The sequence below is a fragment of the Micromonospora parathelypteridis genome, from assembly GCF_014201145.1.
GTDB classification, from domain to species: Bacteria; Actinomycetota; Actinomycetes; order Mycobacteriales; family Micromonosporaceae; genus Micromonospora; species Micromonospora parathelypteridis.
The window spans coordinates 4,665,557-4,687,072 of the sequence record NZ_JACHDP010000001.1; the positions used below are offsets into that span (position 1 = coordinate 4,665,557).

Here is a 21,516-nt window from a genome sequence, read left to right on the forward strand (position 1 = left end):
AACGGTCGGGGCCTGTTCGACACCTCCGGATCGGCAGTTGCCGCCGAGGGCGTGACACACTGGACCAGCCATGACGAGCCTGCCGTTGATCCCCGCCCTCTCGGACGCCCCCGCCGCGCGCCGGGCCTCCATGCCGCCGAAGCACCTTGCCGACCTGGACCTGGCCGGCCGCCAGGCGCTGGTCACCGAGTTGGGTGAGCCGGCTTTCCGCGCCAAGCAGATCTCGAACCACTATTTTGGGCGGCTGGTCCGCGATCCGCAGACCATGACCGACCTGCCCGCGGCGACCCGGGAGCGGCTGTCCGAGCAGTTGCTGCCCCATCTGCTCACCCCGGTGCGCGAGCTGGCGTGTGACGACGGCGCGACCCGCAAGGCGCTCTGGCGGCTGCACGACGGCGCGCTGGTGGAGAGCGTGCTGATGGGCTACCCGGACCGGGTGACCGTCTGCATCTCCAGCCAGGCGGGCTGTGGCATGGCCTGCCCGTTCTGCGCGACCGGCCAGGCCGGGCTGACCCGCAACCTGTCCACCGCCGAGATCGTCGACCAGGCGGTGTACCTGGCCGGCGTGGCGGCCTCCGGCGCCGTCGCCGGCTCCCCGCCGCGGTTGTCGCACGTCGTGTTCATGGGCATGGGCGAGCCACTGGCCAACTACTCCCGGGTCATCGCGGCCATCCGTCGCCTGGTCAGCCCAGCTCCGGAAGGGCTCGGCCTGTCCCAGCGGCACATCACCGTTTCCACGGTCGGCCTGGTTCCGGCCATCCGCCGACTGGCCAGCGAAGACCTCTCAGTGACCCTTGCGTTGTCGTTGCACGCGCCCGATGATGATCTGCGCGACGAACTCGTGCCGGTAAACCAGCGCTGGAAGGTAGCTGAGGTGCTGGACGCAGCGTGGGACTACGCCGCCCGGACGGGCCGTCGCGTGTCGATCGAGTACGCGATGATCAAGGACGTGAACGACCAGCCGTGGCGAGCCGACCTGCTCGGGCGGCTGCTGGCCGGCAAATTGGCCCACGTGAACCTCATCCCACTCAATCCGACGCCGGGCAGCCGCTGGGACGCGAGCCCGAAGCCGGTTGAGCGGGAGTTCGTCCGGCGGTTGCGCGACGCCGGGGTGTCCACCACCGTACGGGACACCCGAGGTCGCGAGATCGACGGCGCGTGTGGTCAGCTCGCCGCCGCCGAGGACAACGACACCAACACCGACCGCGCCGGAGAGGCACCGGCGTGACCGGGCGTGGCGAACGAGACCAGGAGACATAGTGGCGAGTCAGGGTCAGCGTTTCCGGCGCAAGGCGCTCCGCCGGGGATACAAGGTCGACGAGGTGGATGCCTTCCTCGACCGGGTCGAGGCGACGCTCGACGGCCGACAGGTCGGCGCGCCGGTGGCCTCGCAGGAGGTCCACGACGTCGTCTTCCGGGTCCGCTTCAACGGCTACGACGAGTGGCAGGTCGACCTGCACCTGGACCGGGTCGAGCGGCAGCTGGCCGAGCTTGAGGAGCGCAACAGCGCCGGGCGCGGCGGCGACCCCCGGATGGGTGACCGGATGGGCCCACCGGACCGCATGGGGCCGCCGATGCGCGATGACCGCGGCATGATCCCGCAGCCGATGCCGCCCCGGCCGATGCCCGCGCAGGCCGGCCCACCCGCCGACCGCTACGGCCGCTACGACGAGCCGACCGGTGCCTTCGCCGGCGGGTACGACGCCCCCCGCGGCGGTTACGACGCGCCGCGAGGCCCGGCCGGTCCCGGCCCGATGGGCCCCGGCGGCCCGATGGGCCCGGGCCCGATGGGTGGGCACGGTGCTCCGCCGCGCGGCCTGCCCGCCGGCCCGACTGGTTATGGCCCGGACGACCACCGGGCTCCCGGTGGCTACGGCCCCGACGACCAGCGTGCTCCCGGTGGTTACGGCCCGGACGACCAGCGCGCTCCTGGCGGTTACCCGCCGGAGGAGCCGCGTTTCGACGGCTTCGAGGCCGGGCGACACGGCCGCACGGACATGACCGCTGAGATCCGGATGCCGGAGCGGGACCTGCGCGACATGCGCCGAGGCCCCGGCGGTCCGCCTCCGATGCCGCAGCAGGGCATCGGTGGCCCGCCGATGGCCGGCCCGCCCGCCGTTGCCGGCCCGCCCATGGGTGGCCCGCCGATGGGTGGCCCCCCGATGGCTGGTCCGCCCGGCAGCGACCTCTACCGGGTCGACCAGATCCGCCGTAGCTTCCAGGTCCGCCGGTTCGGCAGCGGGTACGACCCCGACCAGGTGGACCGGTTCTTCGACACCCTGCTCGGTGGCATGCAGCGCCGCAATCCGATGCCGGTCGACCCGAAGGACCTGGACACGCTCCGGTTCGGCCTGGTGCCCGGTGGCTACTTCGAGGCTGAGGTCGACGCCGCGCTCAAGGACGTGCAGGACATCCTGTTCGGGCGCTGACCCCGACACGTACGGACGAGGGCCCGTCCCCGGGTGGGGCGGGCCCTCGGCGTACGTTGGCCGGTCGTCCAGCGGTCGGTCGGGTCAGGAGCGCAGGCCGTTGCGCCGCAGCACGGCGTCGCCGATCACGATGATCAGCAGCAGCGCGGCCAGGCCGATCAGCCAGATGTCCTCGACCCTGCCCTCGTGGTTGCCGCAGATCATCGCCAGCAGCGCCAGCGCGGACAGCACCGCGCCGATTCGCCCGAGCTTCCGTTGCCCGGGCTTGTGCTGGTCTGGCGACGTTACCGGCTCGCTTCCTGCCACTGTCGGTCCTTCCTTCGCGATCGGATCTTTGGTTAGTCTGGCACGCCTCGTACGCGGTGCGGTGCGGTGGGGGTTTCCCGGCCATCAGCCCTGCCGACCTGGGCCGAACGACACTACCGGCGTCGCGGGGCGGCACTCAGACTCACTCCGGTAGCGTTTGGCGTACACCTGATTGTCTGTTTGAGGGGGACTGTGCGGTGCGAGTGACCGGAACCGGGCACGCCAGCATGCGGATCGACACGGCCGCGGGCAGCATCCTGTGCGACCCATGGGTCAATCCGGCCTACTTCGCCTCGTGGTTCCCGTTTCCGGACAATTCCCTGCTCGACTGGGAGAGCCTGGGCCAGGTCGACTACCTGTACGTCTCCCACCTGCACCGGGACCACTTCGACGCGAAGCACCTGCGGGACTTCATCTCGAAGGACGCCACCGTTCTGCTCCCCGAGTTCCCCACCTCGGAGATGGAGGACGAGTTCCGGGCGCTGGGCTTCACCAAGTTCCTGAAGGCCCCCAACGAGCAGGTGGTGGAGCTGCCGGGCGGCCTGAAGATCATGATTCAGGCGTTGACCAGCCCGACCGACGGGCCGATCGGCGACTCCTCGCTCTGGGTCGAGTACGACGGGGTGCGGCTGCTCAACCAGAACGACGCCCGCCCGACCGACCTGAGTGTCTTCGCCGACCTGGGGCACGTGCACGCGCACCTGCTCCAGTTCTCCGGCGCGATCTGGTACCCGATGGTCTACGAGCTGCCGCAGGCGGCGAAGACGGCGTTCGGCAAGCAGAAGCGCGACCGGCAGTTCGACCGGACCTGGCGCTACATCGACGACCTGAAGGCCGATCACGTCTTCCCGATCGCCGGCCCGCCGTGCTTCCTCGACGACGCGCTGTGGCAGTTCAACGACATCCACGGCGACGAGGGCAACATCTTCCCCGACCAGTCCGTCTTCCAGTCGGAGTACGCCAAGGTCGGCGGCACCAACGGCATCGTGCTGCTGCCGGGCAGCGTCACCGAGGTCACCACCGAGGGCGCGACCACCACCCACCCGGTGCCGGTCGACGAGTTCTTCGCGAACAAGGTCGCTCACCTGGAGGAGATGCGGGAGCGCAAGCGCCCCGTCATCGAGGCGGAGAAGGCGTCCTGGCGGCACCCCGAGGTGGACGTGCTCGGCCAGATGAAGCACCGGATCGAGCCGCTGCTCGAAGAGTCGATCTACCTCGCCAAGGGTGTGGGCGGCCCGGTCCGCTTCGACCTGGTGGGGTACGACGGCGAGAGCGTCGAGTCGATCGTGGTGGACTTCCCCGGCAAGGAGGTCCGGCCGTACGCGGACGAGAAGGTGCGCTACCGGTTCCGTATGGAGCGGGCGCTGATCGAGCACCTGCTCTTCATCGACGAGGTGGACTGGGTCAACTCACTCTTCCTGTCCTGCCGGTTCTCGGCGGCCCGGATCGGCCAGTACAACGAGTTCGTCTACGCGTTCTTCAAGTGCCTCTCCGAGGAGCGCCTCCAGTACGCCGAGGGCTGGTACGACGAGCACGAGCGCAGCACCGACGCCGAGGACATCACCCTGGGCGACTGGGTGGTGCAGCGGCGCTGCCCGCACCTGAAGGCGGACCTGACCCGGTTCGGCATCGTCGACGGTGACCAGCTCACCTGCCAGTTGCACGGTTGGCGCTTCGACCTGCCCAGCGGCCGTTGCCTGACGAGCGTCGGCCACAAGGTCCGCGCCCACCGGGTGGACGCGGAGGCTCCCGCCCCCGCCGGCGAAGCCGTGATCTGACGAGTCGGCCGGCGCGGGCGTGGCGGGGGCGGGGGACAACCGGTACCGCTACGGACGTGGCCGGGAGAAGACGCGGGACGCTGCCCGGGTGGAGACGTTCAGCGACGGGGTCTTCGGCGTCGTGTTGACGGTGATGGCCGTCGAGCTGCTGCAGAGCGGCCCGGCGCGGGAGAGCGGGCGAGAGCTGCCGGACGCCCTGGCCCATGCCTGGCCGTCCTACCTGGCGTTCATCATCACCTTCGCGATCGCCGGGCAGGTCTGGCTCGCCCACCACAACCTGTGGCGGTACGTGGTCCGGGTCGACCAGATGCTGCTGGTCTTCAACCTGTTCGTGTTGCTCTTCATCGCCACGATCCCCTTCACCGCCGACCTGCTGTCGGACAACCTGCGCGGTAGTCCGACCGAGCAGCGGCTGACGGCCGCCCTCTACGTCGGCACCGTGCTCGGTGAGGCGGTCTTCGTCAATCTGACCTGGTGGTGGGCGCGTCGACGGGCACTGCTCCACCCCGGCCTGGATCCCCGGCTGGTCCGGGCGATCGCACGACGAATACTGCTCAAGCCGCTGTTCTACCTGGTCGCCTTCGCCGTGGTCTTCGTCGACCCCATCCTCAGTCTGTGCGCGTACCTCCTGCTGGTCGGCTTCTACCTGATCGGGGGGCCGGGCGACCTCCGACCGTCCGCGAGCGCGACCGAGGAAGGGTCAGCGGCCTAGGTCGGTGAGGATGCGGCGGGCGGCGTTGTGGCCTGCCGCGCCGATCACGCTGCCGGCCGGGTGGCAGCCGGCGCTGCCGGCGTAGACGCCGTCGATGCCGGTGGCGTAGGGCATCCGGTCGGTGAACGAGACCGTGTTGTCGACGTGGTGGATGTGCCCACCGGTGATGCCGAAGTGCTTCTCGATGCCGGGCGGGGGCAGCGGCACCGCGTCGGCGATCAGGTCACCGGTGCCGGGGGCGTACCGCTCGACGATCTCGATGAGCCGGGCGACGTAGCCGGGCAGCGCCGCGTCCCAGGTGGTGCCCACCAGCTCGTAGGGGACCGACTGGACGAAGAGCGCCGACGAGTGGTGCCCGGCCGCGTCGGAGAGCGACGGGTCGACGGTCGTGTGCAGGTACCACTCGATGGTCGGCTCCGCCGGCAGCCGCCCGGCCTGCACGTCCGCCCACATGGCGCGCAGCGCGGTCATCGGCGAGGTGGCGTCCCCACCGACCAGCGACGCGGAGCCGGGCAGCAGGTGGATGGTCGAGCCGAACGGGCTCGGCGTACCGGGCGGCAGGCAGGCGAACTGTGGCAGCCCGGTGAGCGCCAGGTTGAGTTTGAGGGTGGTGCCGGGGCGGCGGACCGCCGCCATCCGTTCGCCGAGCGGCGCCGGGAGCGCGCCGTCGGGCAACAGGTCGATCAGCCGGTACGGGTCGCACGCGCCGAGCACCACCCGGGCGGCGACCTGTCGGCCGTCGGCCAGCACCACGCCGCTGGCCGCGCCGCCGTCCAGGGTCACCGCGCTCACCGGCGTACCGGTGCGGATGGTCGCCCCGGCGGCCCGGGCGGCCTCCGCGAACGTGCGCGAGACGGTGCCCATCCCGCCCTCGGCGATCATCCAGGTGCCGCCGGAGCCGGGCAGCCGGCACATGTTGTGCACCAGGAAGTTGTGGCCGGTGCCGGGGTCGTCCGGGCCGGCGTTGAGCCCGGACAACCCGTCGGTGACCGCGTACATGCTGACCAGCAGCTCGGAGCGGAACTCGAAGCGGGCCAGGTAGTCGGCGACCGAGCCCTGGACGAGGTCGACGAAGACCTGCCGGAGCGCCGGGCGGACGTGCCGCTCGGCGGTCTCCTGGACACTCAGCGGCTCCGCCAGCCAGGCCGGGGCGAGATCCTCGCGCAGCGCGGCCAACTCGGCCTGCATCGCGTCGTCGGCGGACACGTCGGCGGGGGAGAAGAACTCGGCGAGCTGCGCCCGGGTGGCGGCGGTGTCACTGCCGAAGAGCAGGTACGGCGAGCCGAGGCCGCCGGGCGTGGGTAGGAAGTAGTGCGGGTCGCGGCGCAGCACCGGGATCCGTAGGTCGAGCGTGGCGAGCAGCTCCGGCGGCATCAGCCCGAGCAGGTACGAGCCGGTGGAGTGACGCAGGCCCGGCACCTTCGGGAACGGGTTCTCGGTGCGGGTGGCGCCGCCGATCACCTCGGCGGCCTCCAGCACCAGGACGTCCAGGCCGGCGCGGGCCAGCAGGACTGCGGAGACCAGACCGTTGTGCCCGGCACCGACGATCACGACGTCGGCGCGGGTTGGAATCTCACTGCTCATGCCGCGGCAGCCTAGTCCGCCCCACCGGCCCGGTCAGCCCTCTCGCTGTTCCCGCTGGGCTCGCCAGCGGGAGAGGGCCAGGGTGGCGGAGTAGCCGGCCAGGACGATCACGTGGAACAGGTAGAGCCAGAGGAGCACCGCTACACCCGCGCCGATCTCGTCGAAGCCACCGAACGGCACGCCCAGGTCCAGCGGGAGCGAGGCGAAGAGCACGAAGCCGTGCAGGAAGCCGGACAGGTTCGCTGCGGTGAACGACCCGATGGCGAGCGTGGAGAGTCGGTCCGGCGAGGCTGGCCCGACCACCCGGAACACCCAGACCAGCACCGGCGTGAGCACCAGCCAGACCGCCAGGAACGACAGCACCACGCCCAGCACGCCGAGCCAGCCGCCCTCGCGTACGAGACGGGTGGTGAGCGGCAACGCCAGCAGGATCGACAGCAGCAGCGCGGGGGCGGGCGCGAGCAGCGGCAGCAGCAGTAGCCGGCCCCGCCAGCCGACCAGGTGCTCGTCGGAGCGGGGGGCGGCGACCGAGACGAACGCCCGGCGCAGCCCTTCGCCGTAGAGCGAGGCGGGCAGCAGGGAGGCCAGCGCCAGCAGCGGGGTCAACTCCACCCCGGCGTTGACCAGCGCGTCGACCGCCCGGGGAGCGCCGATCGCGGTGGGCAGAGCTTCCACCGCGTACGAGGTGAGCCGGCGGACCCGGTCCGCCCCGGCAACCAGCGCGGTGAGCCAGATCGCCAGCAGCGCGACCGGCACGACCGCTATCGCGCCGTAGAAGGTGATCGCGGCGGCGTGCAGTGACAGGTCGCGTCCGCGCACCGGGCGGAACGCGGCACTGGTGATCCGCTTCGCCCGTTGCCAGCCGCTGCCCATCGTGGTCTCTTTCCCTCTCGTCGGGGGCGTCACTCCTTAAGATCGCCTGTCATGACTGTTCTCACCACCGAACGTCTGATCCTGCGCGATTGGACCGACGATCCGGCCGACCTGGCCCGGATCTACGACATCTACTCCCGTCCCGACATCACCCGCTGGCTGGCCGTGTCGCCGGGCCTGCCGATGACCGACCCGGCGCAGGCCGCCGAGCGGCTGCGCTTCTGGCAGGACCGGCACGCCGCCGACGACGGCCGGTACGGCACCTGGGCGATCGAGGTGCGCGAGACCGGCCTGGTGGCGGGAACGGTGTTGCTCAAGCCGCTGCCGGGAACGCCGGAGACACGGCTCACCACGGACATCGAGACGGGCTGGCACCTGCACCCGGATTCGTGGGGTCACGGCTACGCCACCGAGGCGGCCGGTGCGCTCGTCGCGCGGGAGTTCGCCACCGGCACCCCGGAGATCTACGCGCTCGTGTCGCCGGGCAACGAGCCGTCGATGGCGGTCTGTCGGCGACTCGGCATGGCCCACGTGGGCCGGCGCACCGACTGGTACGGCGGCGAGGAGTTGGAGACCTTCGTCCTGGCGGCGTCGGCCAACTGACCCGTTCGAAGGTGCGGCCGGCGTGGGTGCCGGCACCCGCAGGTTGAACGTCCAGGCACGTGGCGGCTCCGCGCGAGACGCCCGCGCCCCGAGGCGCCGTATACCTCAGGGTCACATTGATGACCCTGAGGTATATGGCGCAGAGCAGCGGCTGGATCTCGCCGCGCGAGCACATGACTACGGGCCCCCGCCGTGCATCCCTGGCGCAGGCATGTCCATCAATAGTCAAGTCGGTCGAAGTGTTGACGCTCCCGTAGCACGTCAGTAACCTTTGGTCAAAGTCGTGCAAGATTTCGACAAAGGCGTGCGGTTTTTCGTGCACGTGCTCGGAAGATTCAGCTCACACCCCCATCCCCTGGTCCAGCCGCCCCCGCGGCAGCCGTCCCCCCAACGACAGGACTGTGATGAGACGAAGGAATCTGTTCAGGACGGTGGCGGCGACAGCCGCGGCCACGCTGATCGCCACCGCCGGGCTCACCGCCCTCGCGAACCCGGCCGGCGCCGCCCGCCCCGCCGACGCGGCAGCCGCGCCGAGCAGCGGCTTCGCGCCGGCGGCCACCAACCTCGCCCTGGGTCGTCCCACCCAGGAGAGTGGTCACGCCGACGTCTACGACTCGTCGAAGGTCGTCGACGGCAACGCGGGCAGCTACTGGGAGAGCGTCAACAACTCGTTCCCCGAGTGGGTGCAGGTCGATCTCGGCTCATCGCAGAGCGTCAACCAGGTCGTGCTGAAGCTGCCGACCTCCGGTTGGGGGACCCGTACGCAGACGTTGAGCGTGCAGGGCAGCGCCAACGGTTCGTCGTTCACCGACCTGGTCGGGTCGCAGACCTACACCTTCAACCCGGCGAGCGGCAGCACCGCCACGATCAACTTCGGTCAGACCGCAACCCGCTACGTGCGGATCAACGTCACCGCCAACAGCGGCTGGCCGGCGGGCCAGTTCTCCGAGCTGGAGGTGTACGGCAGCGGCGGCACCACCCCCGACACCACCGCGCCGAGCGTGCCCGGCAACCTCTCGTACACCCAGTCGGGCACCACCATCAGCCTCAACTGGGTCGCGTCGACCGACAACGCGGGCGGCAGCGGCATCGCCGGCTACGACGTCTACCGCAACGGCGCGTTCCTGCAGTCCGTCGGGAACGTGACCACCTTCAACGACACGCAGCCGGCCACGGCGACCGTGTCGTATTACGTCCGGGCCCGCGACGTCGCCGGCAACATCTCCGGCAAAAGCAACACGGTGACCCGCAACGGCAGCGGTGACACCACCGCGCCGAGCGTCCCGGGAACGCTGTCGCACAGCACGTCGGGCAGCACGATCACGCTCACCTGGGGTTCCTCCACCGACTCCGGTGGCAGCGGTCTCGCCGGCTACAACGTCTACCGGGGCGGCAACCTGATCGCGACGTTGGGCACCACCCTCACGTACCAGGACACCCAGCCGGCGACGGCGACCGTGTCGTACTACGTCCGCGCCCGCGACGGCGCCGGCAACCTGTCCGGCAACAGCAACACCGTCACCCGGACCGGCAGCAACCCGCCCGCCTGCACCAACGTGGCGCAGGGCAAGAGCATGACGGCGAGCGGCTCCACCTTCACCTTCACCCCGGACAAGGCGAACGACGGGCAGCTCAGCACGTACTGGGAAGGTGCGGCGAGCTACCCGCAGAACCTGACCGTGGCGCTGGGCGCCAACCACTCCATCTCCGGCGTGACCGTCAAGCTCAACCCGGACCCGGCCTGGGGAACCCGCACCCAGACCATCCAGATCCTCGGGCGTGACCAGGCCTCCTCCACGTACACCAACCTGGTGTCGGCGGCGAGTTACCAGTTCGTCCAGGGCACCAACGTGGTGAGCATCCCGGTCAGCGCGACCACGGCCGACGTGCAACTGCGGTTCACCGGCAACACCGGCGCCCCGTCCGGCCAGGTGGCCGAACTCGAGGTGTGCGGCACGCCGGCACCCAACCCGGACCTGGTCGTCAACTCGGTGACCTGGTCGCCCACGTCGCCCAGCGAAGTCTCCCCGGTCACGCTCTCGGCCGTGGTGCAGAACATCGGCTCGGCCTCCGCCGGTGCGACCACGGTCAACTTCAGCCTGGCCGGCGCGGTCGTCGGCGGCGCCACGGTGGGCGCGCTCGGCGCGGGAGCCTCCACCACCGTGTCGTTCAACGCCGGCACGCGACCGATGGGCAGCTACGCCGTCTCGGCGGTGGTCGACCCGACGAACACGATCGTCGAGCAGAACAACGGCAACAACAGCTTCACCGCAGCGTCGCCGTTGGTGGTGGCGCAGGCCCCAGGCCCCGACCTGCAGGTGCTCAGCATCGCCTCCAACCCGCCGAACCCGGCCGTCGGGGCGTCCGTAACGTTCACCGTGGCGGTCCGCAACCGAGGCACCACCGCGACCGGAGCGACCACGGTCACCCGGTTGGTGGCGGGCAGCACCACGCTCAACACCAACACCGCCTCGATCGCCGCCGGCGCGACGGTCAACGTGGCGATCAGCGGTAGTTGGACCGCCACCAGCGGCGGCGCCACCATCACCGCCACCGCCGACGCGACCAACGCGGTCACCGAGACCAACGAGACCAACAACGCGTTCAGCCAGTCGATCGTGGTCGGGCGTGGGGCCGCGGTCCCGTACGTCTCCTACGAGGCCGAGGCCGGTCGCTACCAGGGCACCCTGCTGGAGACCGACGCGCTGCGCACCTTCGGCCACACCAACTTCGCCACCGAGTCCTCGGGCCGCAAGTCGGTACGACTCAACAGCACCGGCCAGTTCGTCGAGTTCACGTCGGCCAACCAGGCCAACTCCATCGTGGTGCGCAACTCCATCCCGGACGCGCCGGGCGGCGGTGGCATCGAGGCGACCATCAGCCTCTACGTCAACGACGTCTTCTCCCGGAAGCTGACCCTGTCCTCGAAGCACAGCTGGCTCTACGGCAACACCGACGGGCCGGAGGCGCTGACCAACACCCCGCAGGCCGACGCCCGACGGCTGTTCGACGAGTCGAACGCGCTGCTGGGGCAGTCGTACCCGGCCGGCACCCGCTTCAAGTTGCAGCGCGATTCGGGTGACAGCGCCTCGTTCTACGTCATCGACATGATCGACCTGGAGCAGGTGGCGCCGGCGGCGAGCCAGCCGGCCGGCTGCACCTCGATCACCTCGTACGGTGCGATCGCGAACGACGGCCTGGACGACACCGCCGCCATCCAGCGGGCGGTCACCGACGACCAGAACGGCGTCATCGGCTGCGTCTGGATCCCCGCCGGGCAGTGGCGGCAGGAGCAGAAGATCCTGACCGACGACCCACTGAACCGGGGTACGCACAACCAGGTCGGCATCAGCAACGTCACCATCCGGGGCGCCGGCATGTGGCACTCGCAGCTCTACACGCTGACCGAGCCGCAGAACGTGGTGGGCGGCATCAACCACCCGCACGAGGGCAACTTCGGCTTCGACATCGACAAGAACACCCAGATCTCCGACATCGCCATCTTCGGCTCGGGCCGGATCCGTGGTGGTGACGGCAACGGCGAGGGCGGCGTGGGTCTGAACGGTCGCTTCGGCACCGGCACCCGGATCAGCAACGTCTGGATCGAGCACGCCAACGTGGGCGTCTGGGTGGGTCGCGACTACGACAACATCCCCGACCTCTGGGGGCCGGCCGACGGGCTGGAGTTCAGCGGCATGCGGATCCGCGACACGTACGCCGACGGCATCAACTTCAGCAACGGCACGCGCAACTCGCGGGTGTTCAACTCGTCCTTCCGCACCACCGGTGACGACGCGCTCGCCGTCTGGGCCAACCCGTACGTGAAGGACCGCAACGTCGACATCGCCCACGACAACCACTTCGTCAACAACACCATCCAGTTGCCCTGGCGGGCGAACGGCATCGCCATCTACGGCGGCTACGACAACTCGATCGAGAACAACCTGATCTACGACACCGCCAACTACCCGGGCATCATGCTGGCGACCGACCACGACCCGCTGCCGTTCTCCGGGACGACGCTGATCGCCAACAACGGGCTCTACCGCACCGGTGGCGCCTTCTGGAACGAGGACCAGGAGTTCGGCGCCATCACGATCTTCCCGGCCACTCGGGACATCGTCGGGGTCACGATCCGGGACACCGACATCATCGACTCGACCTACGACGGGATCCAGTTCAAGAACGGTGGCGGCAACATACCGAACCTCGCGATCACCAACGTGCGGATCGACAAGTCCAACAACGGTGCCGGCATCCTCGCGATGAGCGGCGCGCGCGGCAACGCCAACCTGACCAACGTGACAATCACCAACTCGGCCGACGGCAACATCGTCATCCAGCCGGGCTCGCAGTTCGTCATCAACGGCGGCTAGTGCCGCTGTTCGTTCGCCTGACCCGTGCTCCCTCGGTGCTCCGGCACCGGGGGAGCACGTCCATCTGCCGGGTCACGGCCGCGTGATCGACACCGTTTCGCCGATATGGGGGTGTCCGGGTGCCGGGATAGCGCCATGTCGGCGACCTGGAGTCGATCACTCACCGACGGCGGGCCGGAAGAGCCGCAGGTGGGTGGGGAGGGCTGAGGCTCCCAGCGGGCGTACAGCGGGGGTGGGGAAGAATAGGCGGGTGACTTCCCCCCGCGACCTCGTCCTGCTCGGGTCCACCGGTTCGATCGGCACGCAGGCCATCGACATCGTCCGGCGCAATCCGGACCGGTTTCGGGTGGTCGCGGTGGGTGCGGGTGGCGGCAACGTCGAGCTGCTCGCCGCGCAGGCGCTCGAACTGGGCGTCGAGGCGGTCGGGGTCGCCAAGGCGTCCGCCGCGCAGGACCTTCAACTCGCGTTCTACGCCGAGGCGAGCAGGCGTGGCTGGGCCACCGGCGACTTCAAGCTTCCGAAGATCGTGGCCGGGCCGGACGCGATGACCGAGCTGGCCCAGTGGCCGTGCGACATCGTGCTCAACGGGGTGGTCGGCTCGCTGGGCCTCGCTCCTACGCTGGCCGCGCTGCGCGGTGGTCGTACTCTCGCGTTGGCCAACAAGGAGTCGCTCGTGGCCGGCGGCCCGCTGGTCAAGGCCGCGGTGACGCGGCCGGGGCAGATCGTCCCGGTCGACTCGGAGCACTCGGCGCTGGCTCAGTGCCTGCGCAGCGGAACGCGCGGCGAGGTGCGCCGGCTGATCGTCACGGCCAGCGGCGGCCCGTTCCGGGGTCGGCGGCGCGACGAGCTGACGCAGGTCACGCCCCAGCAGGCGCTGGCGCATCCCACCTGGAACATGGGCCCGGTCGTCACGATCAACTCGGCAACCATGGTCAACAAGGCGCTCGAGGTGATCGAGGCGCACGAGTTGTTCGACGTGCCATACGCCGACATCGTGGTCATGGTGCACCCACAGTCGGTGATCCACTCGATGGTCGAGTTCGTCGACGGGTCGACGATCGCCCAGGCCAGCCCGCCGGACATGCGGCTGCCCATCGCGCTGGGCATCGGCTGGCCGGACCGGGTGCCGGGGGCGGCCACCGCCGTCGACTGGACGACCGCGCACACCTGGGAGTTCGCCCCGCTCGACGACGAGGCGTTCCCGGCGGTCGCGCTGGCCAAGGCCGCCGGGGAGGCCGGGCGCTGCCGCCCGGCGATCTACAACGCGGCGAACGAGGAGTGCGTGGCGGCGTTCGTGGCGGGCCGGCTGCCGTTCCTCGGCATCGTCGACACCCTCGAACGCGTGTTGGAGGAGGCTCCGGACTTCGACGAACCAGGTACCGTCGAGGACGTGCTCACGGCCGAGTCGTGGGCACGCGCGCACGCGCAGGAGATCATCGCCGGTCCGGTGGAAGGAAATTGATGGCAAACCTGCTCGGGGTGGCGATCTTCGCCTTGGCCATCCTCATCTCGGTGAGCCTGCACGAGGCGGGGCACATGCTCACCGCCAAGGCGTTCGGGATGAAGGTCACCAAGTACTTCGTCGGCTTCGGCCCCACCATCTGGTCGTTCAAGCGGGGTGAGACGGAGTACGGCCTCAAGGGGATTCCGCTCGGCGGCTTCTGCAAGATCGTCGGGATGACCGCGCAGGACGACGACGTCGACCCGGCCGACGAGCCGCGGGCGATGTGGCGCTTCCCGGTGTGGAAGCGCACGATCGTCATGTCCGCGGGCTCGATCACCCACTTCGCGCTGGCACTGATCGCCATCTGGGTGGCGGCCGTCTCCCTCGGCCTGCCCAACCCCAAGTTCCCCACGAACGACGCCGAGGTCCGGCAGGAGCCGGCGGTCATCTCGATCTCCGACTGTGTCGTGCCGGACACCACGGCACGCGCCTGCGCGCCGGGTGACGCCGCAAGTCCGGCCGCCCAGGCCCAGCTGCGCGACGGCGACCGGATCACCTCGCTCAACGGCAAGCCGATCAACAACTACGGTGAGATGCTCGCCAGCCTGCGGACCCTGAAGCCGGGCGAGACCGCGCAGATCGGGTACGTCCGCGACGGGCAGCCCGCCCAGACCAGCACGGTGCTGGCGCAGACCCAGCGTCCGCCGATCGACGACCCGAAGGGCACCGTCGGCCCGGTCGCCGCGCTCGGCGTCGCGCTCACCATCACCACCCCGACCCGCGTGACGTACGGCCCGGTCGCCGCTTTCGGCGCCACCGGCGAATTCACCCGCGAGCTGGCCGTCGGCACCGTCCAGGCGTTGCAGCGACTGCCGCAGAAGGTCCCCGCCCTGTGGACCGCCATCACCGGCGGCGAACGTGACGTGGACACCCCGATCAGCGTCGTCGGCGCCAGCCGACTCGGCGGCGAGGCGTTCGCCAACAAGGCGTGGCTGCTGTTCGTGACGCTGTTCATCTCGCTGAACTTCTTCATCGGCGTGTTCAACCTGCTGCCGCTGCTCCCACTGGACGGTGGCCACATCGCCATCGCCTGGTTCGAACGGGCACGCTCCTGGCTGTACGCACGGATCGGCCGCGCCGACCCCGGCCGTGTCGACTACCTCAAGCTGATGCCCTTCACGTACGTGGTGATCCTCATCGGTGGCGTGTTCACGCTGCTGACCATCACCGCGGACGTCGTCAACCCGATCACGCTCTTCCCAAGGTGAGTGCTGAAGTGACCGCTGTCCGTCTCGGTATCCCCGCCATGCCGCCCCCGCCGCTCGCTCCCCGCCGGGCCAGCCGCCAGATCATGGTCGGTTCAGTGCCGGTGGGTGGTGGTGCGCCGGTGTCCGTGCAGTCGATGACCACGACCCTCACCTCCGACATCAACGCCACGCTCCAGCAGATCGCCGAGCTGACCGCGTCCGGTTGCCAGATCGTCCGGGTGGCCGTGCCGTCGCAGGACGACGTGGAGGCGCTGCCCGCGATCGCCAAGAAGTCGCAGATCCCGGTGATCGCCGACATCCACTTCCAGCCCAAGTACGTCTTCGCCGCCATCGACGCCGGCTGCGCGGCCGTCCGGGTCAACCCGGGCAACATCCGCCAGTTCGACGACAAGGTCAAGGAGATCGCGGCAGCGGCCTCCGCCGCCGGTACGCCGATCCGGATCGGCGTCAACGCCGGCTCCCTGGACAAGCGGCTCCTGGCCAAGTACGGCAAGGCCACCGCCGAGGCCCTCGTCGAGTCGGCGCTGTGGGAGTGCTCGCTGTTCGAGGAGCACGGCTTCCGCGACATCAAGATCTCGGTCAAGCACAACGACCCGGTCGTGATGATCCGGGCGTACCGGCAGCTCGCCGAGCAGTGCGACTACCCGCTGCACCTAGGCGTCACCGAGGCCGGCCCGGCCTTCCAGGGCACCATCAAGTCGGCGGTCGCCTTCGGTGCCCTGCTCGCCGAGGGGATCGGCGACACCATCCGCGTGTCGCTGTCCGCCCCGCCGGTCGAGGAGATCAAGGTCGGCAACCAGATCCTGGAGTCGCTGGGCCTGCGTGAGCGAGGCCTGGAGATCGTCTCCTGCCCGTCCTGCGGGCGCGCCCAGGTGGACGTCTACAAACTCGCCGAAGAGGTCACCGCCGGTCTGGAAGGACTGCCGGTGCCGCTGCGGGTCGCCGTGATGGGCTGCGTCGTCAACGGTCCGGGCGAAGCTCGCGAGGCCGACCTCGGCGTCGCCTCCGGCAACGGCAAGGGCCAGATCTTCGTCAAGGGGCAGGTCGTCAAGACGGTGCCCGAGGCGCAGATCGTGGAGACGCTGATCGAGGAGGCGCTGCGCATCGCCGACGAGATGGGCGCCGAGCTTCCCGAGGAGCTGCGCGGGCTGGTCACCGGCCCGACCGTCACCGTGCACTGATTTTCCATGTGGAAAAAGCGGCCGTTCCCGGCAGGGAACGGCCGCTTTCGTTGTGTCCCCGGCCCTCCGGTACGCGGAGGGCCGGTGCTGTGGCGCTGTGGTGCTTGTGTTGTGGCGCGGCCTCGCGTCACTCGGATTCGGCGAGGATCGCGTACAGCTTGCGGCGGGTCTCGTCGAGCACCTGGGCGGCCCGCTCACGCTGGTCGTCGGTGCCATTCATCATCACCTGGCGCAGGGCGTTCATCGCCTGCGCGCCGGAGTCGCGGATGTCGTGCCAGCTGCTCACCGTGCCCTGGGCGACGTCCGCCCACGGCGGGGTCTGCGCGGCCTCGGTGGCCTCCGCCTGACCGGCCTCGGTGACCGTGAACCGCTTGCGCCCGCCGCCGGACTCCTCCGTGCTGGCGACGATCACACCCTCGTCCTCCAGTAGCTGCAGGGTGGGGTAGATCGAGCCCGGGCTCGGCCGCCACGCACCGCCGGTGCGGGAGTCGATCTCCTGGATCATCTCGTAGCCGTGCATCGGCCGTTCGGTGAGCAGGGCCAGCACGGCGCCTCGGACGTTGGGGCGTCGGCCCCGACCCCGTCCACGCCCCCGGCCGCCCCAGGGGCCGCCGTGTCCGTGCTCGTGTCCGTGCGGGCCGGGCGGGATCGGCGGGAAGCCGAATCCCCGCATCCGGGCCTCGTGCATCGGGTGGTGCTCTCGGTGGAACCTCATCGGGTTCTTCCTTCCTTCGTACTGTCGCTGATGCATCAACGATATATCGGCAATGCATCGCCGACAACCTCTTCTTTGAAAACCGTACGTACGTCTTGCTAAGGTGTCGATCATGCACCTGCTTCCCCCGCCGGGTCCGGCCCGGGTCCTCACCCTCGGCACCCTGGTCAAGACCGTCGGCCGGGGCCTCTGGCTCGTCGCAAGCGCCCTGTTCCTCACCCGCTCGGTCGGCCTGTCGGCGACCCAGGTGGGCATCGGGCTGACCATCTCGGCGCTGGTCGGTGTGCTGGCCAGTACCCCGAGCGGCTACCTGGCCGACCGCGTCGGCCCACGCGGAGTCCAGGTCGGGGCGCTGTTCGCCGCCGGTCTGATGACCATCGGCCTGATCGCCGTCCGGTCGTTTCCCACGTTCGTGCTGGTGGGGGCCGTCACCGCGCTCGCCGACGCGATCGAGCGCGGTGCCCGAGGCGCGCTCATCGCCGGAGCGATCCCGGCCGACCAGCGGGTACGCACCCGTGCCTACCTGCGGGCCACCACCAACGTCGGGATCTCCGTCGGTGCTGTCCTCGGCGGCTTCGCCATCGCCGCGGACACCCGAACCGGCTACGTCGCGCTGATCCTCACCGCAGCGGCGGCGTCCCTGGCCGCAGCGGCGATCTTCCTCCGACTGCCCAGCGTCGCCCCGGTCGCCGCCCCGACGCACGGCCCCCGGCTGATCGCCCTGCGAGACCGCCCGTTCCTCGCCTTCACCCTGGTCGACGGGCTGATGTCGATGCACTTCAGCCTGCTCACCATCGCCCTGCCGCTGTGGATCGCCAACCACACCCGGGCACCGGTCTGGATGATCTCTGCGTTGACGCTGGTCAACACCGTGCTGGTGGTGCTCCTGCAGGTCCGCGTCTCGCGTACCGCCGCCACCCTGCCCGGAGCCGCCCGCGCCTCCCGTCGAGCGGGCGTGGCCATCGCCCTGGCCTGCGTACTCTTCGCCGCCAGCGGCGCGCTGCCCACCGCCGGCGCTGTCGGACTGCTCGGCGTCGGGGCCCTCGCCCACGTGATCGGGGAACTGTGGCACTCCGCCGCTGGCTGGGGAATCTCCTTCGGGCTGGCGCCAGCGGACGCCCAGGGGCAGTACCAGGGGGCGTACGGCATGGGCTACGAACTGGGCAAGATGCTCGCCCCGGTGGTGGTGACCACCCTCGCGCTCGGTTGGGGCGTACCGGGCTGGCTTGTGCTCGGTGCCCTGTTCCTCCTGCTCGGGGCACTGGTGCCCCCGGTCGTCCGCTGGGCCGGGCGGACCCGGCCGGTCAGCGAGCCCGCAGAACCGGCGACCGTCTGATTGCGGCATCGTCACTCGACCGGCGGAGCGGGGGGTCGATCTGGCAGGCTGGTAGTCGTGCTGACGGTGCCGGTACGGCAACTCGGGGAATCGGAGCGCCGCGCGGTCGAGCGACTGCTCGACCACGACCCGTTCGCGGGCGCGCAGGTCGCCGAGCGGATCGCCGCGCGCGGGCTCTCCTGGTGGCGGGCCGAGGGCAGGATCCTGGGGTACGGCGCCCGGCGCAACCTGGAATCGCTCTGCTGGCTCGGCGGCAACCTGACCCCCGTGCTGGCGACCGACGCCGCAGTGGCCGCCTTCGCCGACCTGCTCGCGGGCGAGGAACGGCTCTGCTCATCCATCGTCGGCCGGGCGGACGCCGTCCTCGGGCTGTGGGACCGGCTCTCCGACACCTGGGGGCCAGCCCGAGACGTCCGCCCCAACCAGCCACTGTTGGCCGCCGACGCCCTGCCATCCGTACCTGCCGACCCGGAGGTACGCCGGGTCCGCTCCGGCGAGGTCGATCGGCTCTTCCCAGCGGCAGTGGCCATGTACACCGAAGAAGTCGGCGTCTCCCCACTGGCCGAGGACGCCGGGCGCAGCTACCGCCGACGGGTCAACGACCTGGTCCGGTCCGGTCGGGCGTACGCCCGCTTCGTCGACGGCAAGGTCGTTTTCAAGGCCGAGCTGGCCGTGGTCACCAAACGGACGGCACAGGTCCAGGGCGTCTGGGTGGCACCGGAATGGCGGGGCCGAGGGATCGCCACTGCCGCCATGGCAGCCGTGGTGCGGGACGCGCTGCTGCGAGTCGCCCCCACAGTCAGCCTGTACGTCAACGACTTCAACCTCCCGGCCCGCCGCGTCTACGAACGCTGCGGCTTCCAACCGATCGGCACTCTCGCCACGGTCCTCTTCTGATCGCTGATCGCCCGGTGGGTTGCCGCCGGGCGGTCCCGACCCGCCTTGAGTCAGCGCCGGGCCGTGCCGGCCCGCGTTGTGCTCGCCTTGTGCTCGCCTCGTGGGCGGCGCCGGGCGGTCGGCCTGATCGGCGGTACGTCCGGCTGTGGAGATCTTGGACAGTTTCCGTCAGCTGCTGACGGAAACTGTCCAAGATTGCCGAAGCTCGTGGCTGCGGGGGCGTGTGCCTTGGGCCAGCCCGCGTCGATCAAGGAGTTGTGGTGGGGGACAAAGTCTCCCGAAGCATCCTCGATCAGGCACCACAAGTCCATGATCGACGTGGGTGTGGGTGTGGGTGTGGGTGTGGGTCGGCGCGGGTGTCAAGGCGCGTGGGGTGTGGGTATGCCGTTGGCCGGCACCCCGGGTGCGGGGTGCCGGCCAGCGGTCGGTTGTTCATGTGTGGTGGTCAGCTGTTCCAGTGCTGGCCGACGAGGTCGGCGGCCTGCTGCTCCCACTGGGCGTAGGCGTCGGGGTAGGCGGAGACCTGGACGGTCTGCGCGGCCTGGGTCAGGGGCATGTCCTGCCACCCGTCGACCTGTCGCAGGCCCTTGAGGAACGCGGTGGTGGAGTAGGCCGGGTCGGTGATCTGCTCCGGGGTGCCCCAACCCGAGCTGGGGCGCTGCTGGAACAGGCCCAGCGAGTCGTGGTCGTTCATGTCACCCAGGTGGCCGAGGTTTTCCAGCTTCGACTCCTGCAGGCTCGTCGCGATCGAGATGACCGCGGCCCGCTCGGGGAGGCCGGCCTTCTTCGTGGCGGCGATGATCGCCTTGGCGTTGGCGGTCTGCTCGTCGTTCAACGTGATGCGGGACTGGTCGCCCTGGGTGCCGTGCGGGATCAGCTTGCTCGTGTCGGGCTTGTCGGCCTGCACCGCCACCGCGACGGGCTTGGCATCGACCGGGTTGGCGTGGCCGGCGATCGGACCGGCGAACACACCACCGGCGAACGCGAGACCAGCAACGGACAGCACACTCTTACGCATGATGGTGTTCATGGGGGTAGCTCCTTCGGGGGTAAGGACACCCACACGCCCATAAGGGGGAAGGCGTGCCCGGTGTGAGCACCTCGTCCGGGCGCTGCACAAACAAACGAACGCGGAAAGTCTTAAGAGGGTCGGCGCCCACAAGCGGGGGGCTGGTGGCGCCGGGGTCGGCGGCCTACAAGCGGGGGGCTCGTGGCGCCGGGTCCGTGCGTAACGACCCGAGGTCCGGGGCCATTCCCGGGGTAGCTCACGAGCGGAGGGCTCGTGGCGCCAGGTCCGGGTGTAACGACCCGGGGGCCGGGGTCATTCCCCGGGGCGGCCGACGAGCGGAGAGCTCATGGCGTCGGGTCCAGATGTAACGACGCACAGGCCGCGGTCATTCCGGGAGCGGCCCGTCCATCGGCACCTCGTGGAGGCGGCCGGGCGGGCGGTCGTTCGTGGGGACTGCAACGACCGGGCCGGGGCCGGCATTCCAACTCCGGGGGCGGGGCGGCTAGCCGGTGGTGCTGTGATCGTCAGGGTATGTAACGACCCCGGCCCGGCCATGATTCCGGGCCACGGGTGCGACCGGTCACAGGCCAGAACACCCCAGACCGGACAAAGCGATCATGGATCCCAGCCGGCCCGACGCCAGACCACCTTTCCGGAGATGATCGACTCGACATCGCCGATGTGGGGGTAACCGGGCGGCGCGATACCGCGATATCGGGGATGTCGAGTCGATCATGAGACTTCGGTCGGCTGAGGGGATCTGAGGGGATCTGAGGGTATCTGAGGGGATCTGGGGGGATCTGAGAGGAAACTGGGGGCAGGCGGTCCCTGGAGGGCGTGGCTGGCTCATCCATCTCAAACACGTGATCGGGGCGTCGCTCGGCAGCGCGGGTCGGGTTGTCCAGACCTGGCGGATGCCCTGCTCAGAGCACGGAAAATCGGTTGAAATGACGGGTCGGCGCCGGCAGGCTGGGTTCTCCGCCACCCCCGCGTCCGGAGGACTTC

General features: G+C 70.1%; 16 protein-coding genes. 11 read left to right on the forward strand and 5 right to left on the reverse strand.

The window, feature by feature from the left end; genetic code table 11:
- Positions 1 to 70: 70 nt before the first annotated feature.
- Positions 71 to 1,228 (forward strand): dual-specificity RNA methyltransferase RlmN, encoded by a 1,158-nt coding sequence (rlmN, locus tag HNR20_RS21050; RefSeq protein WP_184182433.1) that lies wholly within the window; start codon positions 71 to 73, stop codon positions 1,226 to 1,228.
- Positions 1,229 to 1,259: 31 nt separating this feature from the next.
- Entirely contained in the window at positions 1,260 to 2,429 is a 1,170-nt protein-coding gene (locus HNR20_RS21055) for a DivIVA domain-containing protein (protein WP_184182435.1), read from the forward strand.
- A gap of 84 nt (positions 2,430 to 2,513) precedes the next feature.
- Here the strand turns inward: HNR20_RS21055 and HNR20_RS21060 are convergent, their stop codons facing one another.
- Positions 2,514 to 2,735 carry a DUF2631 domain-containing protein gene (locus HNR20_RS21060; RefSeq protein ID WP_184182437.1) on the reverse strand — a complete coding sequence of 74 codons (222 nt, stop codon included), beginning with the start codon at positions 2,733 to 2,735 and terminating at the stop codon, positions 2,514 to 2,516.
- 197 nt (positions 2,736 to 2,932) lie between these two features.
- On the opposite strand from HNR20_RS21060, the gene HNR20_RS21065 reads away from it, so the two are divergent.
- Complete coding sequence (locus tag HNR20_RS21065; protein ID WP_184182439.1) at positions 2,933 to 4,513, forward strand: Rieske 2Fe-2S domain-containing protein; 1,581 nt, start codon at positions 2,933 to 2,935, stop codon at positions 4,511 to 4,513.
- A 19-nt stretch (positions 4,514 to 4,532) separates the two neighbouring features.
- Entirely contained in the window at positions 4,533 to 5,225 is a 693-nt protein-coding gene (locus HNR20_RS21070) for a TMEM175 family protein (protein ID WP_184182441.1), read from the forward strand.
- On the opposite strand, the gene HNR20_RS21075 is transcribed toward HNR20_RS21070, so the two are convergent.
- Positions 5,214 to 6,809, reverse strand: a complete 1,596-nt coding sequence (locus HNR20_RS21075) for a phytoene desaturase family protein (protein WP_184182443.1) — start codon at positions 6,807 to 6,809, stop codon at positions 5,214 to 5,216. The genes HNR20_RS21070 and HNR20_RS21075 overlap by 12 nt on opposite strands.
- 33 nt (positions 6,810 to 6,842) lie before the next feature.
- Entirely contained in the window at positions 6,843 to 7,682 is an 840-nt protein-coding gene (locus HNR20_RS21080) for a YhjD/YihY/BrkB family envelope integrity protein (protein ID WP_184182445.1), read from the reverse strand.
- A 51-nt stretch (positions 7,683 to 7,733) separates the two neighbouring features.
- Here HNR20_RS21080 and HNR20_RS21085 point away from each other — a divergent pair, with 51 nt between their 5' ends.
- The 5 genes from HNR20_RS21085 to ispG all read left to right on the forward strand — a co-directional run bounded on the left by HNR20_RS21085 (position 7,734) and on the right by ispG (position 16,554).
- Positions 7,734 to 8,285, forward strand: a complete 552-nt coding sequence (locus HNR20_RS21085) for a GNAT family N-acetyltransferase (RefSeq protein ID WP_184182447.1) — start codon at positions 7,734 to 7,736, stop codon at positions 8,283 to 8,285.
- 404 nt (positions 8,286 to 8,689) lie between these two features.
- Positions 8,690 to 12,661, forward strand: coding sequence for a CARDB domain-containing protein (locus HNR20_RS21090; RefSeq protein WP_184182449.1), 3,972 nt, complete (start codon positions 8,690 to 8,692; stop codon positions 12,659 to 12,661).
- Between the two features lie 250 nt (positions 12,662 to 12,911).
- Entirely contained in the window at positions 12,912 to 14,123 is a 1,212-nt protein-coding gene (gene dxr, locus HNR20_RS21095) for a 1-deoxy-D-xylulose-5-phosphate reductoisomerase (RefSeq protein ID WP_184182451.1), read from the forward strand.
- On the forward strand, positions 14,123 to 15,373 hold the full coding sequence (locus tag HNR20_RS21100) for a M50 family metallopeptidase (RefSeq protein WP_184182453.1): 1,251 nt from the start codon (positions 14,123 to 14,125) through the stop codon (positions 15,371 to 15,373). Before dxr ends, HNR20_RS21100 begins: the two co-directional genes overlap by 1 nt.
- Positions 15,374 to 15,381: 8 nt before the next feature.
- Positions 15,382 to 16,554, forward strand: coding sequence for a flavodoxin-dependent (E)-4-hydroxy-3-methylbut-2-enyl-diphosphate synthase (gene ispG, locus HNR20_RS21105; protein WP_110562372.1), 1,173 nt, complete (start codon positions 15,382 to 15,384; stop codon positions 16,552 to 16,554).
- 127 nt (positions 16,555 to 16,681) lie between these two features.
- Here ispG and HNR20_RS21110 read toward each other — a convergent pair whose 3' ends face one another.
- Positions 16,682 to 17,269 (reverse strand): PadR family transcriptional regulator, encoded by a 588-nt coding sequence (locus HNR20_RS21110; RefSeq protein WP_184182455.1) that lies wholly within the window; start codon positions 17,267 to 17,269, stop codon positions 16,682 to 16,684.
- 112 nt (positions 17,270 to 17,381) lie between these two features.
- Here HNR20_RS21110 and HNR20_RS21115 point away from each other — a divergent pair, with 112 nt between their 5' ends.
- Together HNR20_RS21115 and HNR20_RS21120 are read left to right on the forward strand one after the other, a co-directional pair.
- The gene (locus tag HNR20_RS21115) at positions 17,382 to 18,605 is read left to right on the forward strand and encodes an MFS transporter (RefSeq protein WP_184182457.1); all 1,224 of its coding nucleotides are present in this window, start codon (positions 17,382 to 17,384) and stop codon (positions 18,603 to 18,605) included.
- 57 nt (positions 18,606 to 18,662) lie between these two features.
- Positions 18,663 to 19,502 (forward strand): GNAT family N-acetyltransferase, encoded by an 840-nt coding sequence (locus HNR20_RS21120; protein ID WP_184182459.1) that lies wholly within the window; start codon positions 18,663 to 18,665, stop codon positions 19,500 to 19,502.
- 445 nt (positions 19,503 to 19,947) lie between these two features.
- Here the strand turns inward: HNR20_RS21120 and HNR20_RS21125 are convergent, their stop codons facing one another.
- Positions 19,948 to 20,532 carry a hypothetical protein gene (locus HNR20_RS21125; RefSeq protein ID WP_184182462.1) on the reverse strand — a complete coding sequence of 195 codons (585 nt, stop codon included), beginning with the start codon at positions 20,530 to 20,532 and terminating at the stop codon, positions 19,948 to 19,950.
- Positions 20,533 to 21,516: the final 984 nt, after the last annotated feature.